Annotated in this window: 14 protein-coding genes; 5 read left to right on the top strand and 9 right to left on the bottom strand. The window is 34.5% G+C overall.

Going from position 1 to position 16,813, the window contains the following annotated elements; genetic code table 11:
• Positions 1-2: 2 nt before the first annotated feature.
• The 5 genes from ACQUQZ_RS05075 to ACQUQZ_RS05055 all read right to left on the bottom strand — a co-directional run bounded on the left by ACQUQZ_RS05075 (position 3) and on the right by ACQUQZ_RS05055 (position 7,824).
• On the bottom strand, positions 3-2,237 hold the full coding sequence (locus tag ACQUQZ_RS05075; RefSeq protein WP_435353676.1) for an FG-GAP-like repeat-containing protein: 2,235 nt from the start codon (positions 2,235-2,237) through the stop codon (positions 3-5).
• A 50-nt stretch (positions 2,238-2,287) separates the two neighbouring features.
• A complete protein-coding gene (locus ACQUQZ_RS05070) occupies positions 2,288-5,053 on the bottom strand; it encodes a TonB-dependent receptor (protein ID WP_435353675.1) in 2,766 nt (921 codons plus the stop codon).
• A gap of 84 nt (positions 5,054-5,137) precedes the next feature.
• Complete coding sequence (locus ACQUQZ_RS05065) at positions 5,138-5,716, bottom strand: carboxymuconolactone decarboxylase family protein (RefSeq protein WP_435353674.1); 579 nt, start codon at positions 5,714-5,716, stop codon at positions 5,138-5,140.
• Positions 5,717-6,038: 322 nt separating this feature from the next.
• A complete protein-coding gene (locus ACQUQZ_RS05060) occupies positions 6,039-6,791 on the bottom strand; it encodes a LytR/AlgR family response regulator transcription factor (RefSeq protein WP_435353672.1) in 753 nt (250 codons plus the stop codon).
• Positions 6,792-6,795: 4 nt separating this feature from the next.
• A complete protein-coding gene (locus ACQUQZ_RS05055) occupies positions 6,796-7,824 on the bottom strand; it encodes a sensor histidine kinase (protein ID WP_435353671.1) in 1,029 nt (342 codons plus the stop codon).
• A gap of 259 nt (positions 7,825-8,083) precedes the next feature.
• On the opposite strand from ACQUQZ_RS05055, the gene ACQUQZ_RS05050 reads away from it, so the two are divergent.
• The 3 genes from ACQUQZ_RS05050 to ACQUQZ_RS05040 all read left to right on the top strand — a co-directional run bounded on the left by ACQUQZ_RS05050 (position 8,084) and on the right by ACQUQZ_RS05040 (position 11,730).
• Positions 8,084-9,169, top strand: a complete 1,086-nt coding sequence (locus ACQUQZ_RS05050) for a DUF5694 domain-containing protein (RefSeq protein WP_435353670.1) — start codon at positions 8,084-8,086, stop codon at positions 9,167-9,169.
• A gap of 170 nt (positions 9,170-9,339) precedes the next feature.
• The gene (locus tag ACQUQZ_RS05045; protein ID WP_435353669.1) at positions 9,340-9,699 is read left to right on the top strand and encodes a BlaI/MecI/CopY family transcriptional regulator; all 360 of its coding nucleotides are present in this window, start codon (positions 9,340-9,342) and stop codon (positions 9,697-9,699) included.
• A gap of 42 nt (positions 9,700-9,741) precedes the next feature.
• The gene (locus ACQUQZ_RS05040; protein ID WP_435353668.1) at positions 9,742-11,730 is read left to right on the top strand and encodes a M56 family metallopeptidase; all 1,989 of its coding nucleotides are present in this window, start codon (positions 9,742-9,744) and stop codon (positions 11,728-11,730) included.
• 186 nt (positions 11,731-11,916) lie between these two features.
• Here the strand turns inward: ACQUQZ_RS05040 and ACQUQZ_RS05035 are convergent, their stop codons facing one another.
• Together ACQUQZ_RS05035 and ACQUQZ_RS05030 are read right to left on the bottom strand one after the other, a co-directional pair.
• Complete coding sequence (locus tag ACQUQZ_RS05035) at positions 11,917-12,858, bottom strand: histidine phosphatase family protein (protein WP_435353667.1); 942 nt, start codon at positions 12,856-12,858, stop codon at positions 11,917-11,919.
• 3 nt (positions 12,859-12,861) lie between these two features.
• On the bottom strand, positions 12,862-14,010 hold the full coding sequence (locus tag ACQUQZ_RS05030) for a DUF3179 domain-containing (seleno)protein (protein ID WP_435353666.1): 1,149 nt from the start codon (positions 14,008-14,010) through the stop codon (positions 12,862-12,864).
• 155 nt (positions 14,011-14,165) lie between these two features.
• Here ACQUQZ_RS05030 and ACQUQZ_RS05025 point away from each other — a divergent pair, with 155 nt between their 5' ends.
• Positions 14,166-14,621, top strand: coding sequence for a helix-turn-helix domain-containing protein (locus ACQUQZ_RS05025; RefSeq protein WP_435353665.1), 456 nt, complete (start codon positions 14,166-14,168; stop codon positions 14,619-14,621).
• A 17-nt stretch (positions 14,622-14,638) separates the two neighbouring features.
• Here ACQUQZ_RS05025 and ACQUQZ_RS05020 read toward each other — a convergent pair whose 3' ends face one another.
• Positions 14,639-15,043 (bottom strand): hypothetical protein, encoded by a 405-nt coding sequence (locus ACQUQZ_RS05020; RefSeq protein WP_435353664.1) that lies wholly within the window; start codon positions 15,041-15,043, stop codon positions 14,639-14,641.
• Between the two features lie 139 nt (positions 15,044-15,182).
• Between ACQUQZ_RS05020 and ACQUQZ_RS05015 the strand changes: the two genes are divergently transcribed.
• On the top strand, positions 15,183-16,178 hold the full coding sequence (locus ACQUQZ_RS05015; RefSeq protein ID WP_435353662.1) for a sulfite exporter TauE/SafE family protein: 996 nt from the start codon (positions 15,183-15,185) through the stop codon (positions 16,176-16,178).
• A gap of 2 nt (positions 16,179-16,180) precedes the next feature.
• Here ACQUQZ_RS05015 and ACQUQZ_RS05010 read toward each other — a convergent pair whose 3' ends face one another.
• Positions 16,181-16,786 (bottom strand): trimeric intracellular cation channel family protein, encoded by a 606-nt coding sequence (locus ACQUQZ_RS05010; protein WP_435353661.1) that lies wholly within the window; start codon positions 16,784-16,786, stop codon positions 16,181-16,183.
• Positions 16,787-16,813: the final 27 nt, after the last annotated feature.

Below are 16,813 nucleotides of genomic sequence, written 5' to 3'. Positions count from 1 at the left end.
TGTCAAATTGTCGTTGGATTCGTTTTGCAAATCGGAATAGTCGAATTTGGTTCTGAAATATCTGTTTTTTTAATATTAATATTTGAAATAGTATTACTACCTTCCGTTATTTTAATAAATTGGTTGGGTTTAATATTTCTAAAAACTTGTGTTTTACGAGTTTTTGCCCAAGTTACAGCAATTTCGTCTATTATATTTGCTTGTCCAATACCAATTTCTCTCCTTAATGTTGATGCTCCAAAACTACCACCTGAGTTGACAGTTCTATATAGTATTCTTTTCTTGCCGTTTTCAGTAAAACTAATTTTAAGTTGACTACCTATAGCTGAACGATTGCTTGCTGTTCCTTCTAATTTCAAATTTATCCAGTGATTGTCATTCTGACCAGGATTAAGGTAAAGCGAATTATTATACGAATCACCTACATATGCCCCTCCTACTTCTATAAAAATATCTTGGTCGCCATCGTTATCCATATCAGTTATGGCAACTGCATGTCCTTTTTGCAAATTGCCCACTCTCCCAGAAACGGTCACATCAGCAAATTTGCCATCACCCATATTTCTAAAAAGGCGGTTAGGTACAAGCGACTTATAATCAGGATTTCCTGTACCGAGATACATATCCAAATTCCCATCATTATCAATATCACCAAAATTTGCTCCCATCGCAAAGACCGATTTGTTTAAACCTGCTTGCTCTGAAACATTGGTAAATGTGCCATCATGATTATTATGGTAAAGATACATTCTACTCGCCTCATTCGGAATTCCTAATGCTTCAGTAGCTGCGGTATGAGCAATGGAATACCTAAATTCATAACCACAAACAAAAATATCTTGCCAACCATCATTGTCATAATCCCAAAACCACGTTGGAAAAGTACTTACACGAACATCAGCTAAACCTGCTGCTCTTGTTACGTTTTCAAATTGTGGAATACCGTCTTTCAACCCTTTATTCTTTAATAATATTCGCTCACCAGTAATACCCGAAATGTAAATATCTTCCAAACCATCATTGTTAAAATCTCCTGCTGTTACACCTTTTACAAAATCCATGATTCTACATCCCGCTTGCTTTGACACTTCTTTAAAAGTGCCATCAGCATTACTCATGTATAGTTCACAAGGATAGTATTGGTCTTTTTGTATCGAACTTTCATTACCAATAAACAAATCTAACCAACCATCATTATTAAAATCACGCCAAACACCTGTCTGGGTGGGAAATTCTGAAAAAAGACCACTTTTAACAGTTACATCTGTAAAAGTATCATCACCATTATTTCTTAACAATGAATTGGCTTGTTTGCCATATTGCCCCATCCAAGCTCCCCTTAACACAAAAATATCAATATCTCCATCATTGTCATAATCAGCTTGAATCATATTCAAACCACCTTTAAAACGTCCTAAAGCTGATTTTTTTGAATAATCAATATAATTGCCTTTCTGGTCATTTTTGAAATAGTGCATAACTCCATTCAAGCTCCAGTCAGAAGTAACAATGTCCAAATATCCATCATTATTGAAATCATCTACGATAGTCCCACCAGCCATATTTTTTTTATTCAGCCCCAAATGAGGAGCAACATCCACAAAAGGTTTGATGCTGTAATCGGAATTGTCTTTATCCATATTAGGAATCAACCATTGTCTTGGTACTTTTGAAGGATATTCACCCAATGTCATATAGGCAATATTCAATAACCATCTTGACTCATAATCTATAGGATTTTCTTTCAAAAGAGATGCATACACTTGAATCGCTTTTCTCGAACCTGTCTGAATTTGATGAATACCTGAATTTCTAATAGGTAAAATACAAGATTCGGCAGAATGATTCGTCACACAATTCTGGCGTTCACCCAAACGTAAACAAGCAATGGCATAATTCCTCACTAATTCGTGAGCAACTTGGTTTTGAGAACTTGCTTCTTGCAACAGGTTTTCAAAAACATTCACAGCTTCTTGTTCTTTCCCTAATTTCAGTAAACTACTGCCTTTAAAGAAATTGGCTCTCATCCTAAAATTATAGTCAGGATGATTGATTGAAATAGAGTCAAAAAAAGACTGCTCTGCTTCTGGGCAAAAAGTATTTTCTTTGACACTGTATTTCTTATAGGTTTTTGCTAAAAGTTCTACCATCTCATCATTTGAGTTAGTAATAGCTACTCCGCAAGATTGACATAATAGTAGCAAAAACGGTAAAAAAAGTGGATATTTAGTTTTCATTGTGTTATTGTTTATATGTGTATGGTCGATGCAAATAATAGAAACATCTTTTATCGAAACATTTCATCAAAATTCAAACTTACATAGTATAAACCACCCACCGCTGGCGAGCCATAAGCCTGTACAATGTATTGATTGGTAAGATTACTTGCTCCCAATTTTACAATGGTTTTCAAACTCGGTACTTTCATGCTTATTTGTGCATCAAGCAAGCTATAAGCATTGATTCGTCCTGGCAATGGCGTTGTAAAAGTACCATACCAGTCGAAAGCACTTTGCCAATGCCAAGCTACACTAAAGCCTAACTTTTCGGTTAATTTTGCATTGCTCAAAATTAGATTGGTTTTCCATTTTGGAGTATTGAAGGCAGGGATATTGCTTGGATTAGCATCTAAAAGGTTAAAATCTGACCAAGTAACATTGCCATTTATGCGATAGTTTTTAGGTAAAATATAGCCTAAACCAACACCAATCCCTTGAATAGATACTTTGTCAGCAGCATTTGTGTATAATTGGTATAATTGCGTTTTACCACCCAAAATATCCGCCGCCGCATTAAAGTTAGGTTTTCCATCACTACCCAAAACATCGCTATTAGGAGCCATTACCACCGTATTTATCAAGAAATCTTTGTATTGGCTATGATAATAATTGATGTCAAAAATTAACTTATCTGTCAATATGCCTTTATATCCAATTTCAAAACTTTGCACTTGCTCAGGTTTGATATAAGGTACATTTGATTTTACTAATTTGTCTTTGTTGTTGGCAACCGCTACTGGGAATGGCACGCCACTACCAACATCTTTACCAAAAGCTCCACCAAATGCACTTACCGATGCAATAGTATAGGAGTTTGTATAAGCATTGATTTCTTTTGTACCAATCGAATTGACAGGGGCTCCACCTAAAATGATAATTGGCCCTGCATTGAGTTTGATATATTGGTCGCCAATAGTTGGATTACGGAAGCCAGTTTGATAGCTTGCTCTGAAATTATGGTTTTGTTTTGGACTGAAAACCATTGATGCACGTGGCGTAAATCTTCCATCAAAATTTTCATTTTTATCATATCTTCCAGAAAGCGTGAGTTTCAATTTGTCTTTAAACAAAGATTTTGAAGCCTGAGCAAAAACGCCATACTCTGAATTAGTTAGATTTTTGCCTTTATCGTCAAATAAAGTACCTTGTGTGTCTAAGTAATATTTTCTTAAATTACCCCCTACTTGTAAGTTAACTACTTTCAAAACTGAACTGAAATCATACATTCCTTCCAAGTGCTTCAAACCACATCGGCTATATATTCCTGCCCCGCTCAATCCTTGGGTTTCTATGAGTTTTTGTTTGGCAGCATCAAATTCTGCAGTTCCTGGCAAAATGCGTCCTTGGTCGGCAAAACCTCTTGCGGAGGCATCGCTATTACCAGTAACTCCTGTAATTGTCCCCATAAAAGCAGCCGTATAACGTTGAAACCACATCGCATCAGCATCTTTAGCAGCAACCACATTTCCACTAAGGTCTTTCACCCAAGTTTTATTGATTAATTGTCCCAATGAGCGAACTTGATAAGAATCTTTCGAGTCTTCTTGGCTTGAATAAGCTCTTACATAAAATTTATTGCTTCTCAATTCAAGTCTGTGTTGAACAAAATTAAAACCATTGATAGCAAAACGCTGACTACCAGTATATTGAGCCACACCTTCGCTATAATTTGCTTGATAAATTGCTTCTAAGTTATCGTTGAATCTGTAATGTAAAGCTCCACTTACTTTGGTGCTGTGTACACCATAATTGGCCAAATCTCTTTCAGCATAACCTGTACGAGAAACACGACCAATGCCTGCGATTGTCTGAGCTACTTCATCTCCATAAATATTCAATTGATTTTTTCCAGGATTATTGAGTCCACGGCTACCAGCAGCGGTATTAGCATCAATATCCGATAAATCATTGGCGTACCAATCAGTACCTCCCAAATAAGAAGCATTGAGTTTGAAAGCTATTTTATTATTGAAAGCTTTTGCATAACGCACAGCAAAATCGCCCATTGGTTTAGCTCCATAACTTGTGCCATCACCAATGTGATTTACGCCAACTTTTGTCTGCACACTTAATCCTTGATAATCAAAAGGATTTTTTGTACGAGTAGAAAGTAAACCATTAAATGCCACTGGGCCATAAAGTGCAGAAGCAGCTCCTGGAATCAACTCTACACTTTCAACATCAATATCATGCGGGCCAAAAAGATTACCCATCGCAAAACCTAAACCTGCTGATTGGCTGTCCATGCCATCAACTGTTTGTAAAAAACGACCATTCCCCGTGGTATTAAAACCACGAGTATTGATAGCTTTATAAGTTAAACTACTGGTCACCATATCAATTCCTTTAACATTGACCAAAGCATCATAAAAATTAGCTGAAGGCGTTTGCTGTATTGCCCTAATATCCATTTTTTCGATGGTCACAGGCGATTTTAGAATATTTTCTTCAACACGTGAAGCAGAAATAACCACTTGTTGCAAAAGTTCCGAACCTGTTTTGAGCAAAATTTTAATAGATGCAGTTGAGTTTACAATGATTTCTTGACGTTCATAACCAATGACTGTTACGACGAGTGTAGTCGGTACAGCAGCTTTTATCGAAAACTGTCCATCTGCGTTTGTGATTATTCCCGTATTTTTGCCCTTTACAATGACCGTAGCTCCAATAATAGGCTTTTGTGTTTCGGCATCAGCAACAGTTCCTGTGACATTTTGAGCAAATGAGAGAAGGGTACTACAAAACAAAATTGTTAGTGTGTAAATGTATTTCATAGAGGTAGATTGTTTGGGTTATCGGCAATCAGACATCGGCATTAAAGTAGCCGAAAAAGTGTCAGTTGAAAACCGGCAGTTTATTTATTTTAAATTTTGATTTTCATTTTTTAATTGGTCATAACCACCAGGCAAACGATTGTAACCTACCGTGGTTATACGTTCACCTAATTTTTGATAAAAAGCAGGGTCGGAAGGGGTAAAACTTGCTAATCCATCGACATACTTATTGTATAAGCAAAACAAAGCAGCAATCAATACGGTGTCATGAATTTCTCGGTCAGTTGCTCCAGCGTTTTTTGCACGTTCAACATTTTTCTCGGTAACTCTTTTACCGTTTTGTTGCACATGAGCGGCAATTGCTAATAAAGCTTTCATTTTATCGCTTACAGGTGCTGTTTCAAAATCTTGCTTTACCATCTCACAAGTTTCTGATTCGCCCAAAAGAATATCTGCAGCAGCAGTGTGAGCAGTCGTACAGAATTTGCATTGATTTCTTGATGAAACCAATGAAGCAATTAATTCTCGCTCGCCTTCTGTCAATGTAGATTCTCCACGAAGTAATATTTGAGTCAATTCGCGGATGGGTGCAGCCGAATCTTTACGGTATTCGAGTAAACCCGTAATACCAGGCAAATGACTTTCTAAAGGAATATGAGCCATGTGTAAAAAGTTAATCTGTGGTTGTAAGAAATGAATGATTGAGTAACGAGTGCAAAAAAATATTAAAATTTTTACATTTCCAAATTTATGGAATTAAATTCCGTAAATTTGGATTTTTAATTTTTTATTATCTATTAAACTAAGAAGAAGTTGAGAAAACTGCAGGAAAAACTAACAAAAAAGATTGTTTTTTTATTAAAAACAATCTTTTAGTTTCATTATATATGACAGAAGCATATTTTTTTATAATTCCATAATTATGGAATTTTCTATTTTATTGCGAATTTTCCGAAAAGCAAAATAAGTTTGAATAAATAATCATTTATTTTTCTCCTATCAATCGCATAAAATCTTTTTGAAAGCTATCGCCCACAGGGATACTGTTTTTACCAATGAATATCCGCTGACGTTCAATCGTATCAATCTTTTCAAGCGATACAATATAAGATTTATGCACACGCACAAAACGATTCGATGGCAAACTTTCTTCCACTTTTTTCATGGTTTGAAGCGTCAAAATTCGCTCTGTTATCGTATAAATCGAAACATAATCTTTCAATCCTTCGATATATAATATATCAGAAAGGTTTATTTTTTGAATTTTGTACGCTGTTTTTACAAAAATAAAATCCAATTGTGGAATATTAATCGAAGCTGGTTCGCTGTCATTGTCAGAAGACTGCTCATTGATAACTGTTGACTGAGAACTGCCTATTGTCAATTGTTTAGTTGCTTTCTGAACCGCCTTCAAAAAACGCTCAAACGAAATCGGTTTTAACAAATAATCAGCCACATCATATTCATAACCTTCAAGGGCATATTCAGCATAAGCAGTTGTCAGAATAGCTTTACATTTCCCATTCATTACTCGCAAAAACTGAATACCAGTAAGGGTAGGCATTTGAATATCAAGAAACAACAAATCGACCTTGCCTTGCTGAATTAAACTCAGTGCTTCGAGTGGCTCGGTGCAAGTAGCAACCAAAGTTAATGAAGGGATTTTTTGTATATAATTTGCCAAAATATCTAATGCCAAAGGCTCATCATCCACAGCAATACAGCGTATTTTTTCCATCAGTTTAAAGGATTAAATTTAGTTCACAAAAATACGTATCATCTACTTCTCTCACTTCTAAACTATGTTGATTAGGATAAATGAGCTGTAAACGTTTCTTAACATTCTCTAAGCCTACCCCACCAACTTCATCTTTATTTTGGTCTTTTTTATAATTTTTAACAATAAAATTCAAATTATTTTCGCTCAATAAAAGACTTATAATCAATGGTTTAGAAGAGATACTTACTTCGCCATGCTTAAAAGCATTTTCTACAAATGAAATCAATAAAAGTGGAGATATCAGCTGCGAATATAAATCGCCAGCAATTTGAAAATCAATAAAAGTTTGTCCCGAATAACGAAGCTTTTGCAGTTCAATAAAGTTTTTTAAGTACTTCACTTCTGTTTCAATACTTATTTTTTCAACATTCGACTCATACAACATATAACGCATCAACTCCGATAATTTCAAAACCGCTTCGGGTGCTTTGGGCGATTGGGTGAGAGTCAGTGAATATATATTATTGAGTGTATTAAACAAAAAATGTGGATTCAATTGGTTTTTCAAGAAAGCTTGTTCAGCATTCAATTTTTCGGTCAATAATTCATTTTTTTCCTTTTCATTCGTGAAAAAATCCTCAATCATTTTCAAGAAAAAAGCATTGAATGAGTATCCTACAAAAAAATAAAAACAGTCGGTATAATAATAGGGGAAAACACGTGAGGCGTCGGAATAATTATGCATATTAAATAAATAAACATACAATACTTCTTCGACCAAATATCGCAATGCAACAAAAATAGCTGATACTCCAAAAAAGCCTAAAACTAAGAAAATATATTGCTTTTTTGGTAAGAAACGATTGAATACATAGAGAATCATGTATGAAATCATAATCTTAAAAAACAAGGAACTTATCCATATAGGGTCTGAAAACTTTGCTACATTGAGTACAAAATTTTTCTCACCGATAAATCTTAAAATATCGCCGTAAAAAGTAATGAGCAACCAATAGGAAATATGAAATAGAAAGCGTTTGCGTTTGTCCATTGTTTTAAGGAGAATTTGCAACGAAAGTAGCATTTTGGAACTTAACAATAAAATATTTCCTGACCAATACCCATTTCTAAACGTCGAATAGGCATTTCAATCGACAAATGCCTTTACTTAGAATAAAACACTTAGTACGCCATTTATCGGCAATTTTTCCTGTTTGTCGAGTCGATTTTCTTCTTTGACGATTCTTCTATAATGCTTCTTTTCTATTGGCATACATTTGCTTCATCAAACAAAAACAATTCTTACAATTATGAAAAAGCTATTATTATTCCTTCTCATTACTATCGCACACTCAGGTTTCTCGCAAGATTTAGAAGTGTTGATGATTGGTGCATCACACAATTATGACCCAAAAACCAAACAAGATTTGACAGGTATTCACGCTAAAATCAGAACTTTCAAACCTAATGCTATTTTTGGAGAATGGCTGTCGCCCGAAGACGAAAAAGCTCTAAAAAACTATTGGAACAAACAAGGCGTAATGAAACGTTACGAACGTTTGAAAAGTCGAAAAATGATTCCCGAAAATGAGCTGCCTGCCATCATTGCTCGTTATGAAGCAATGATTGCCAAAAATCCGACCGATATGAAAAACCGTATTGATTTGGCAGTGGCACATTACTTGAATTTTGATGCAGGAAATGGGTATTTCCAAATGTGGCACGTAGCAAAACATTTACAGAAAAATCCAAAAGACACGACTATTTTTAATTATGCTCGAAAAAGTTTTTTTTCAGCCGAAATAGATTCAGTTCATAAAGCGATTCCTAATTATATTGATGATGAACACGACTACATTTCTTTTCCAATGATGAATGAATTAGGAATGAAGAAAGTTTATAGCATGGATTCACAACGCTGGGACGACAAATGGAGTATCGCTTGGGGAAATGCAGACTCCGTATTTTTTGAAAGATTTAATAAATATAAGACGGATTCTTTGAGTGAAATAGGCAAAAAAGTAAAAGAATTAAAGCAAATTACTAAAAATAGAATGAGTTATTTGATAAATGACGCTACAAAAACTTTTGGAGAAAACCATGCGACCGAAGCACTCAACGGTGCAGCTATGAGCGAATGGCTTTTTAGAATAAACTTTTTTGCTGACGAATATCGCCAATTGGATTTCTTTCCTGCCGATTTGTATGGTTGGATGACGCATTATTGGTGGCATCGTAACAACGATATGTGTGACAATACCATCAATCGTGCAAAAGCCAATGGTTTCAAGAAAGTAGTAATTGTGGTTGGGGCAAATCATGCAGCCATCATGAGTAAAATTTTTAATGAAAAAGGTGTAAAAGTGACCAATATAAATGATGCCCGTTTGAAGTAATTCCTTTCTAAGATATGCACAAAAAAGCCTTCAGTTGAAGGCTTTTTTCATATCAAACCAACAATAAAACACTAATTATCAATACATTAACATATTCAAACTGCTTTTTAAATAAAATAACTGAAAAAACAGTTGTAAAACTGAAATTTTAGTTTCACATTTGTTTCATCATGGAAGAATTAACAAAAACCGAAGAACGCATCATGCAAATCATCTGGGATTTGGGCAGATGCTTGGTCAGGGATATTATTCAAAAAATGCCTGATGAACCAAAACCGCCTTATAATACTATTTCTTCAGTAGTGAGGCTGCTCGAAAGCAAAGGTTTTTTGAGCTACAAAGCTTATGGAAAAACGTATGAATATTTCCCTATTATCTCAAAAGAAGAATATGGTCAACGAACTTTTAAAAAGGTCTTTGCCGACTACTTTGGCAATTCGATGGAAAGCCTGCTATCGTTTATGGTGAAAGAGGAAAATCTGACTTTAGAGGAAATTGAAAAATTGAAAAGTTTGATAAACAATCGCTAAAAAATTTATTGCATGGACTATCTTTTCAAATCATCCATCTGCATGACAGTCTTTTATGGACTATACTTTTTCGGTTTTCGCAAGCTGACTTTTCATGCACTCAATAGGTTTTATTTGCTGACGTCGTTGGCATTGAGTCTGATGATTCCGATGCTCAATTATGAGCGTCAAGAAGTGGTGATTGTTGAGCCAATTCCTGCATCAGAAGTAACTTACTCGGAAGAAAAACCTATACAATCAACTGATAATCAGACACTTACTATTACACCGCAAAGCATTGAGCCTCAACCAATTAAAATAGATTGGATGCAAATTTTGACAATTATTTATTTGTCAGGAATGATAATGATGCTTTTTATCTTTCTGAGAAATATGATAATCATTCTCAAATCACTCACTTCGGCTTCGCACAGTGAACGATTTGAACAAAATGGAAATACAATTATCATGGTAACTGAGCGAAGCCGAAGTTTGGTAACTGAGCAAAGCCCAAGTCCGCAAAGCAATGCTTCATTTTTCAATTATATTTTTTTGAATCCCGACAACCTAAATTCGCATGAACAAACTTTAATTATTGCTCACGAAAGTTTTCATGCCAAGAAACTTCACACAATTGATTTGCTATTAGTTAGTTTACTGAAAGCTATTTTTTGGTTCAATCCGATTATTTATTTCTATCAAAAATCTCTCAAGCAAATCCACGAATACGAAGTTGATTCCCTCATGTCAGCAGCATACAATAGCCAAGAATATGCTCACTTGCTTTTAAAATTGGGCGTAGCACCTAACTCCTTGATTATCAATCAGTTTAGTACAAAACCGCTATCAGATAGAATTCAGTTTTTATTTAAAACACCCACAAAAAATCTAAAAAAGCTACTGTATTTTCTCGCAATTCCTATTATTGGCATTGGAATCGCTGCTTTTGCACAGGAAAAAGTGAGGGTAATTTATCAAGAGAAAGAGGGTGAAAAAAAAGAATTAAATAAAGGAAGCATTTCGACAGAAATAGTTGACGTACCGAAAGTAATTGCAGATACATTAATAAAGAAAAAAACAATTGAAAATAGTATAGACAAGTTTTGTCGTCCGATAGACTTTATGCTCAATTTTGAACAAATTGATAGTCTCACCATCATTGCTGATGGTCAGGTATTAATGAAAGACAAAGATTTTGTCATCAAAGGCAAGTATGTTTATTTAGACCAAAAATATGAAAAAGCTAAAGTGAGTATTCGTGTTCAAACGTCGGCAAATATTGGTGGTCCTGGAAGCTACTATCTTTACCCAAATTTGATTAAGTTAGAAGAAAAGCCATATCCCATGCTCAATAAAGTCAAGAATTTGCCAATTTTTGTAGCAAATAAAAATAATATGACTTTTGCATATAACTCGAAATTACCAAAACTACCCACTGCATTTTCACAAATTGCGAAAAATCAAGAGACAGTACGCACCACATTTGAGGCGTATAAATTGGGCGAAAATCCATTGGTAATTATTAACCGAACCGAATATCCCTCAAGTATTTTATATCGTCTTAATCCTGACGCAATCGCTACGCAATACATTTCTTCTCCAGATGATAAAAATACAATTCTACTCTATGGAGAAAAAGCTAAAGATGGCTGTATTGAAATTGAAACTAAAAAAGGTATCGACCTATTTCTAAATGATGAAGAAAGTAGTAAAAGAGTTATTGAAAATGTAAAAAAACAAATACAGGCTTCTAAAAAACGTGTCCGAAGAGAAATTATAAAAGATGCCGATGGAAAAGAGTACGAGAGAATCAGTGTCATGCGATTACATGGCGAAGATGTTCATTTTTCAGTAGTTGTTCCTATTGGTGGTAAAGCCTTATATATTGTAGATGGAAAAGTTATGAGCGAAGACGAAGTCGATAACAGTAATCAGAAATTTATATGGGGAGGTTGTGGAAAAATAGAGGGTATATTTGAAGATGATTTAATTGTTAGGCATGGAGAGTACGTCAAAAAATATGATGCCTATTTTAAATTAAACTCAAAATAAAAAACTCTGCACATAAAACCAATGTGCAGAGTCTGAATAACCTTAATCAAATCTTTAATAACTTTTTCAATATCTTTTTTGTATGGAATTGGTTTGCGGAATGGTACTTAAAACTCTGCACAACAATGTGCAGTGCAGAGTCTGAACAACTAACCTATAATAAAATTTACTTCAGTGTTTTAATGTTTACTTTTGTGTTGACTCAATAGCATACCAAACTTGCCACATTGGATAGGAGACAATTCCCTGAAAAGTCGTTTTCTTATCTGTTCCTACTTTCATCAAAAACGTATCAGCCATATCAAGTGTCCCCATTTTGGATATTCCTTCACTTATATCATAATGAGCTGATAATAAAATCAAGTTTTTGTTTGTGGCTTGTTCCTCCAAAATATTTATCATGCCTACATAAGAAGTGACGCCTGAAACATTATAAAAATGTCCGTTGATTCGGTTATCTATTTTTATTTCAAGTCCCAAGTTCATCAATTCTGCTGTTTGTCTTGAGCGACAAAATTCACTCGAAAATATCTTTTTTATGGGCATTTTTATGCCTTTAAATATCTTTCCGTACTCGGTAGCTTGCTTTTTTCCTAATTCACTTAGTTGACGAGCCAGCTTGCTATCGCATGAAGTCCACCAATTAGTTGAAGCGGGTAATTGCTCGCCATCAACTCCAACAATTGCCTCGGCATGGCGAATGACAATGGCACGAGTGGTATCTGTTTTATATAAATGCTCAATATTTTTCCATCCCATCAAATACAGCTTTTTGTCAGAAGCCGAACTTGCCATAACATAAAACTTTTTTTTTGTACCATCTGCCCAAGTTGCTTCAATTTCGTTGATGGCATTGACCGATGTATGTGTAATTAGCCCTGTTTCACTAATATTAAAATTGGTATTTTGACTCAATTTTTTAAATGTTGCCGCTTCTGATGTTATTACTTGTACAGAACCTTGGTCGATAAACAAAACATCTTTATAAAAATCGGCCGAAACGATTATTGGTTCTGGCTTGGTATCTTCCTTTGAACATTTAAACGAAACAAAAGCCAAGAAAAACAAAGCGAAAAAAGCTCCAATTTTTACCAATTTTTCTTTTTTGAATTTATTGCTCAGCCACATTTCTCAATATTTTTTTGTGGCAGGATGAAAAGTTTGCCAACTATGCCAAAATTCTTGATAAGCCTTGATTCTTTTGAGCGAGCCTACTTTTTCATTTGTATTGACTAAGTTTCCATTCAATGTAAATCTTTGATTATCAAGACTTAAGGTGTCATTTTTCATCGAAAATTTTGCTACATTGTTTGGACGCTCATACGCAAAAAAACTTTTATCATCACCAGCCAAAACTACTAAAACAGGCTGATTTCCTACTTGTTCATGAATCACTCTTTCTCTTTTCAAACGCAGCCAATCAAACGCCTTGCTTTCTTTTCCTATTTCGATACCCACAACCCAAGATTTATCTTTCCATGAAAGTGAATCGGTTCGAGTCAAATCACTTTTACTTTTACCTTTTTCATACTTTGCTGTGCTATCGTATTTTGTTTTAAAATTCAAATCGGGTTGCATGATTAGGCTATTGGGGTGCAATGCCAACCATTTTTCGACCGAAGTTTGCTCTGAAAGCAATTCAGGTAAAGTTTGTCCTTTCAATTTCCCAGTGATGGCTTCACCATTGGCTTGTCTCCACCAACTCTTGGTCGTTGCATCTTCAAACATTGCATTGAAATGGTCCATGCCTACCAAGCGAAACGTTTCTGGTTTGCCATTGACAAGCGGTTCAAAGATTCTACCTGTACGGCACACCGAGCAGTAAGTTACCATAATTGGCTTTCCTGCAAGCGTATCAAGCACTTGATGATGATAAGCAATTAAGGATATTGGATAAGCTTTTGCTTCACCATTCAATTCGATTCCGATAACTATTCTATCTTTCTCAACTTTATTCGATTGTGCATTTTTCATCTGCAAATCTTTTGGTTGATAAAACATGCTATCTGCCGCCATTTCAAAATTAAAAGCATAAATCGCTGCAATCACTAAAGCTAATCCAGCCAAAGTAAACCATTTTGATGCTTGAAAAGCTTTTAAAAAACCAATGATTAGTAATAAGCCAAACAATCCACGGAAAGCCCAACGCCATGTATAAAGAAAATACGCCAAATCAATACTACGTACCCGTTGACTACCAGGCATAGGCATAATGAAATAAACATTCAAAAATTCAAAAAGAATTAAACCTATTACACCTACGTAGAAAAATTTTTTCATAAAGCCGAAATACCGTATTTTTGAAACTCAATCAATAGCTCTAAACAAATAAGATTTTTTAATCTTTAGCGAATTTCCTAAATTGCAAAACAAAGTAACAAACAATTGAAATAAATTCCAAATTTGTGGAAATAAAATAATAAAATTCCTGAATAATGGAAAATAGATTTGGCTCTAACCTCAGATTCCTACGAAAGAAGCAGAAATTAACCTTAGAAACCTTAGGAGATGCACTAAAAATAAGTAAAAGTGCTATATCCGATTATGAAATTGGTAAAACCTTTCCACCTTTAGATGTGTGTGAAATTATTAGCAATTATTTTGGTATAAATATTGATGACTTAAAAAATTCCGACTTTTCGGAATTATCAAATAGCCAAATCGAAGAACTTATTGCTTCAAAAGGTTTAAATAAACACCAAAAAGAAAACTCTGACGATTTTAGCAATATAAGAAAGCAACTAGAGTTCCATAATAGACTATTAGGGCAGCAAATAGAAGGTTTGCAAATACAGTTGCAGTTAGTAAAACAAATCGTTGAAAGCAAAGATTCTGAAATCAAATCTTTACAAATTCAAGTGAGGTTATTAGAAGAAAAATTAAATAGTTAATTTTAAAAAGATTAAGGTTATAATGAAGTTGGGTCATTCCATGGTTTTGGTGGCATATTCATTTGTCTTGCTTCAATCAAGTTCTTTACAAATTTATCAGTCTCTTCAAAAGATTCGCCTTCTCCAGCAATTTTCTTTATCAAATTCAATAAGTATGTTTGCGTTTGTATAATCACATCCAATTGTACTTGATTTTCTACAATTTGCTTCTGATTACGAACAATATTGATTTGATTATTAACAATGATTTCTTGGTTACGAATAATCGTAGTTTGATTATGAATCACAACTTGATGATTATCAGCATTTTGTTGCTGATTTCTAATCATGATGTCATAATTTTCAACAATACGTCCCTGCATTTCTTTCAAAAAATCTTGTTCAGCAAGTAATTTTTGCAAAACCTCTTCAACATTTTTCATCGGTAGAATTAGAATTTTATAAATAAAAAAAGTGTTTTTTGGTCTTCAATCTTTTATTTACAATTTATAATCATTTTAAAAAGCCAATTTTTGAAACTAACTTTGTAGGAACATCTTCACAAAAGTAACATTTTTTTTTATGTCTGACTATAAAACTCCAAAAAACAGAATCCCATATTTATACATTACTTTCTTAATCATTGTATTAAGTTGTTGGGGGTTTTATATTGTTTCTACAGACAGTTCTTATGTTTTTGCTAAACATTGGGCAGCCATTCTCACCATGATTTTCGGGTCTTTTATCGCTGGTTCAAGTCCCGAAGGAAGTGCAGCTATTGCTTACCCTGTTTTTACTCTTTTGTTAAAAATAGCCCCCGCAGTTGCTCGAAACTTCGCTTTTGCCATTCAAAGCATAGGCATGACTTCGGCTACATTATTAATTTTAGGCCTCAAAATAAAAGTAGATTGGAATTATATTAAATATGTAACGTTTGGAGGCGTTTTTGGGCTAATTTTTGGCACTTATTATATCGTACCGTTGATTTCACCACCTTTGGCCAAATTATTCTTTGTTTCGCTTTGGCTCAGTTTTGGCTTGATTTTATGGTACGAAAATCGCCATCCTCACCGAGAAGTTTTTGACAAAATTCAAAACTTTGTTAAGTCAGATATGGCTCGCTTGATATTTTTTGGACTAATCGGTGGCATTATCTCTTCTATTTTTGGTACAGGAATCAATATTTTTACTTTTTGTTTAATGACGATTTATTACCGTATCAACGAAAAAGTGGCAGTTCCTTCCTCAGTCATCATTATGACTATCGAAACGATTCTTGGTTTTTTTGTTCATGGAGCTGTCATCGGCGATTTTCAGCAAGAAGCTTTCGAGATGTGGTTGGCTTGTATTCCGTTTGTAGCTTTCTTTGCTCCTTTGGGGGCTTATGTGATTAGTAAATTACCTCGAAAAGCAATCGCTACTTTTCTTTATATCATTCTAATCGTGCAGTTTTTTGGAGCGATTTGGGTATTAAAACCTTCTCTTCCACACTTGGGGCTTTGTCTGATTACACTTTTGGCAGGACTTGGGACATTTGCTTATTTGGCTCGACTGAAACGTGTTGTCATAAAAGAGTAAGCTTAAAAATTTATCTTAGGTAATGAAATATTCATTTTGACTGCAATCAATCTAATACCAAAAATGGTCAAAATTGTAAGAACATCTATTATTTCGGGCGAAATTTTAAGTTTTTGTAGTAAAAAGAATACTAATCCTCCTAAGATACACGCCGTTGCATAGATTTCTTTTCTGAAAAGTGTAGGAATTTCGTTAAGCAAAATATCTCGGATAACTCCGCCAAAACATGCGGTAATTGTTCCTAAAATCAAGCAAGCAGGCACATCCAATTGAATTGCAATGCCTTCTTGAATTCCTCGAAGTGTGAAAAAGCCAAGTCCTAAAGAATCGAAAAAAATGAGGGTTTTATCGAGGGCTTCTATCTTATTTTTGAACAAAATTGTAAGCAATGTAATGCCAATAATGAGCAATACAATACTCGAATCCAGTATCCATCGAACTGGTAAATGACCAATTAAAATATCTCGAATGGTGCCGCCACCAACTGATGTAACAAAGGCCATTACGGCTAATCCAAACACATCAAGTTTCTTGCGGATACCTGCTAAAGTGCCTGATGCGGCAAAAGCAATTGTTCCGCCAATATTAATAAAAGTATAAAATTCCACCGTACATTTGTTTTTTAGGAACAAAAG

The sequence above is a fragment of the Emticicia sp. SJ17W-69 genome, assembly GCF_051209875.1.
Lineage (GTDB): Bacteria > Bacteroidota > Bacteroidia > Cytophagales > Spirosomataceae > Emticicia.
The sequence above is the reverse complement of the archived record's forward strand: the minus strand, read 5'-3'. Positions and strand labels throughout refer to the sequence as shown.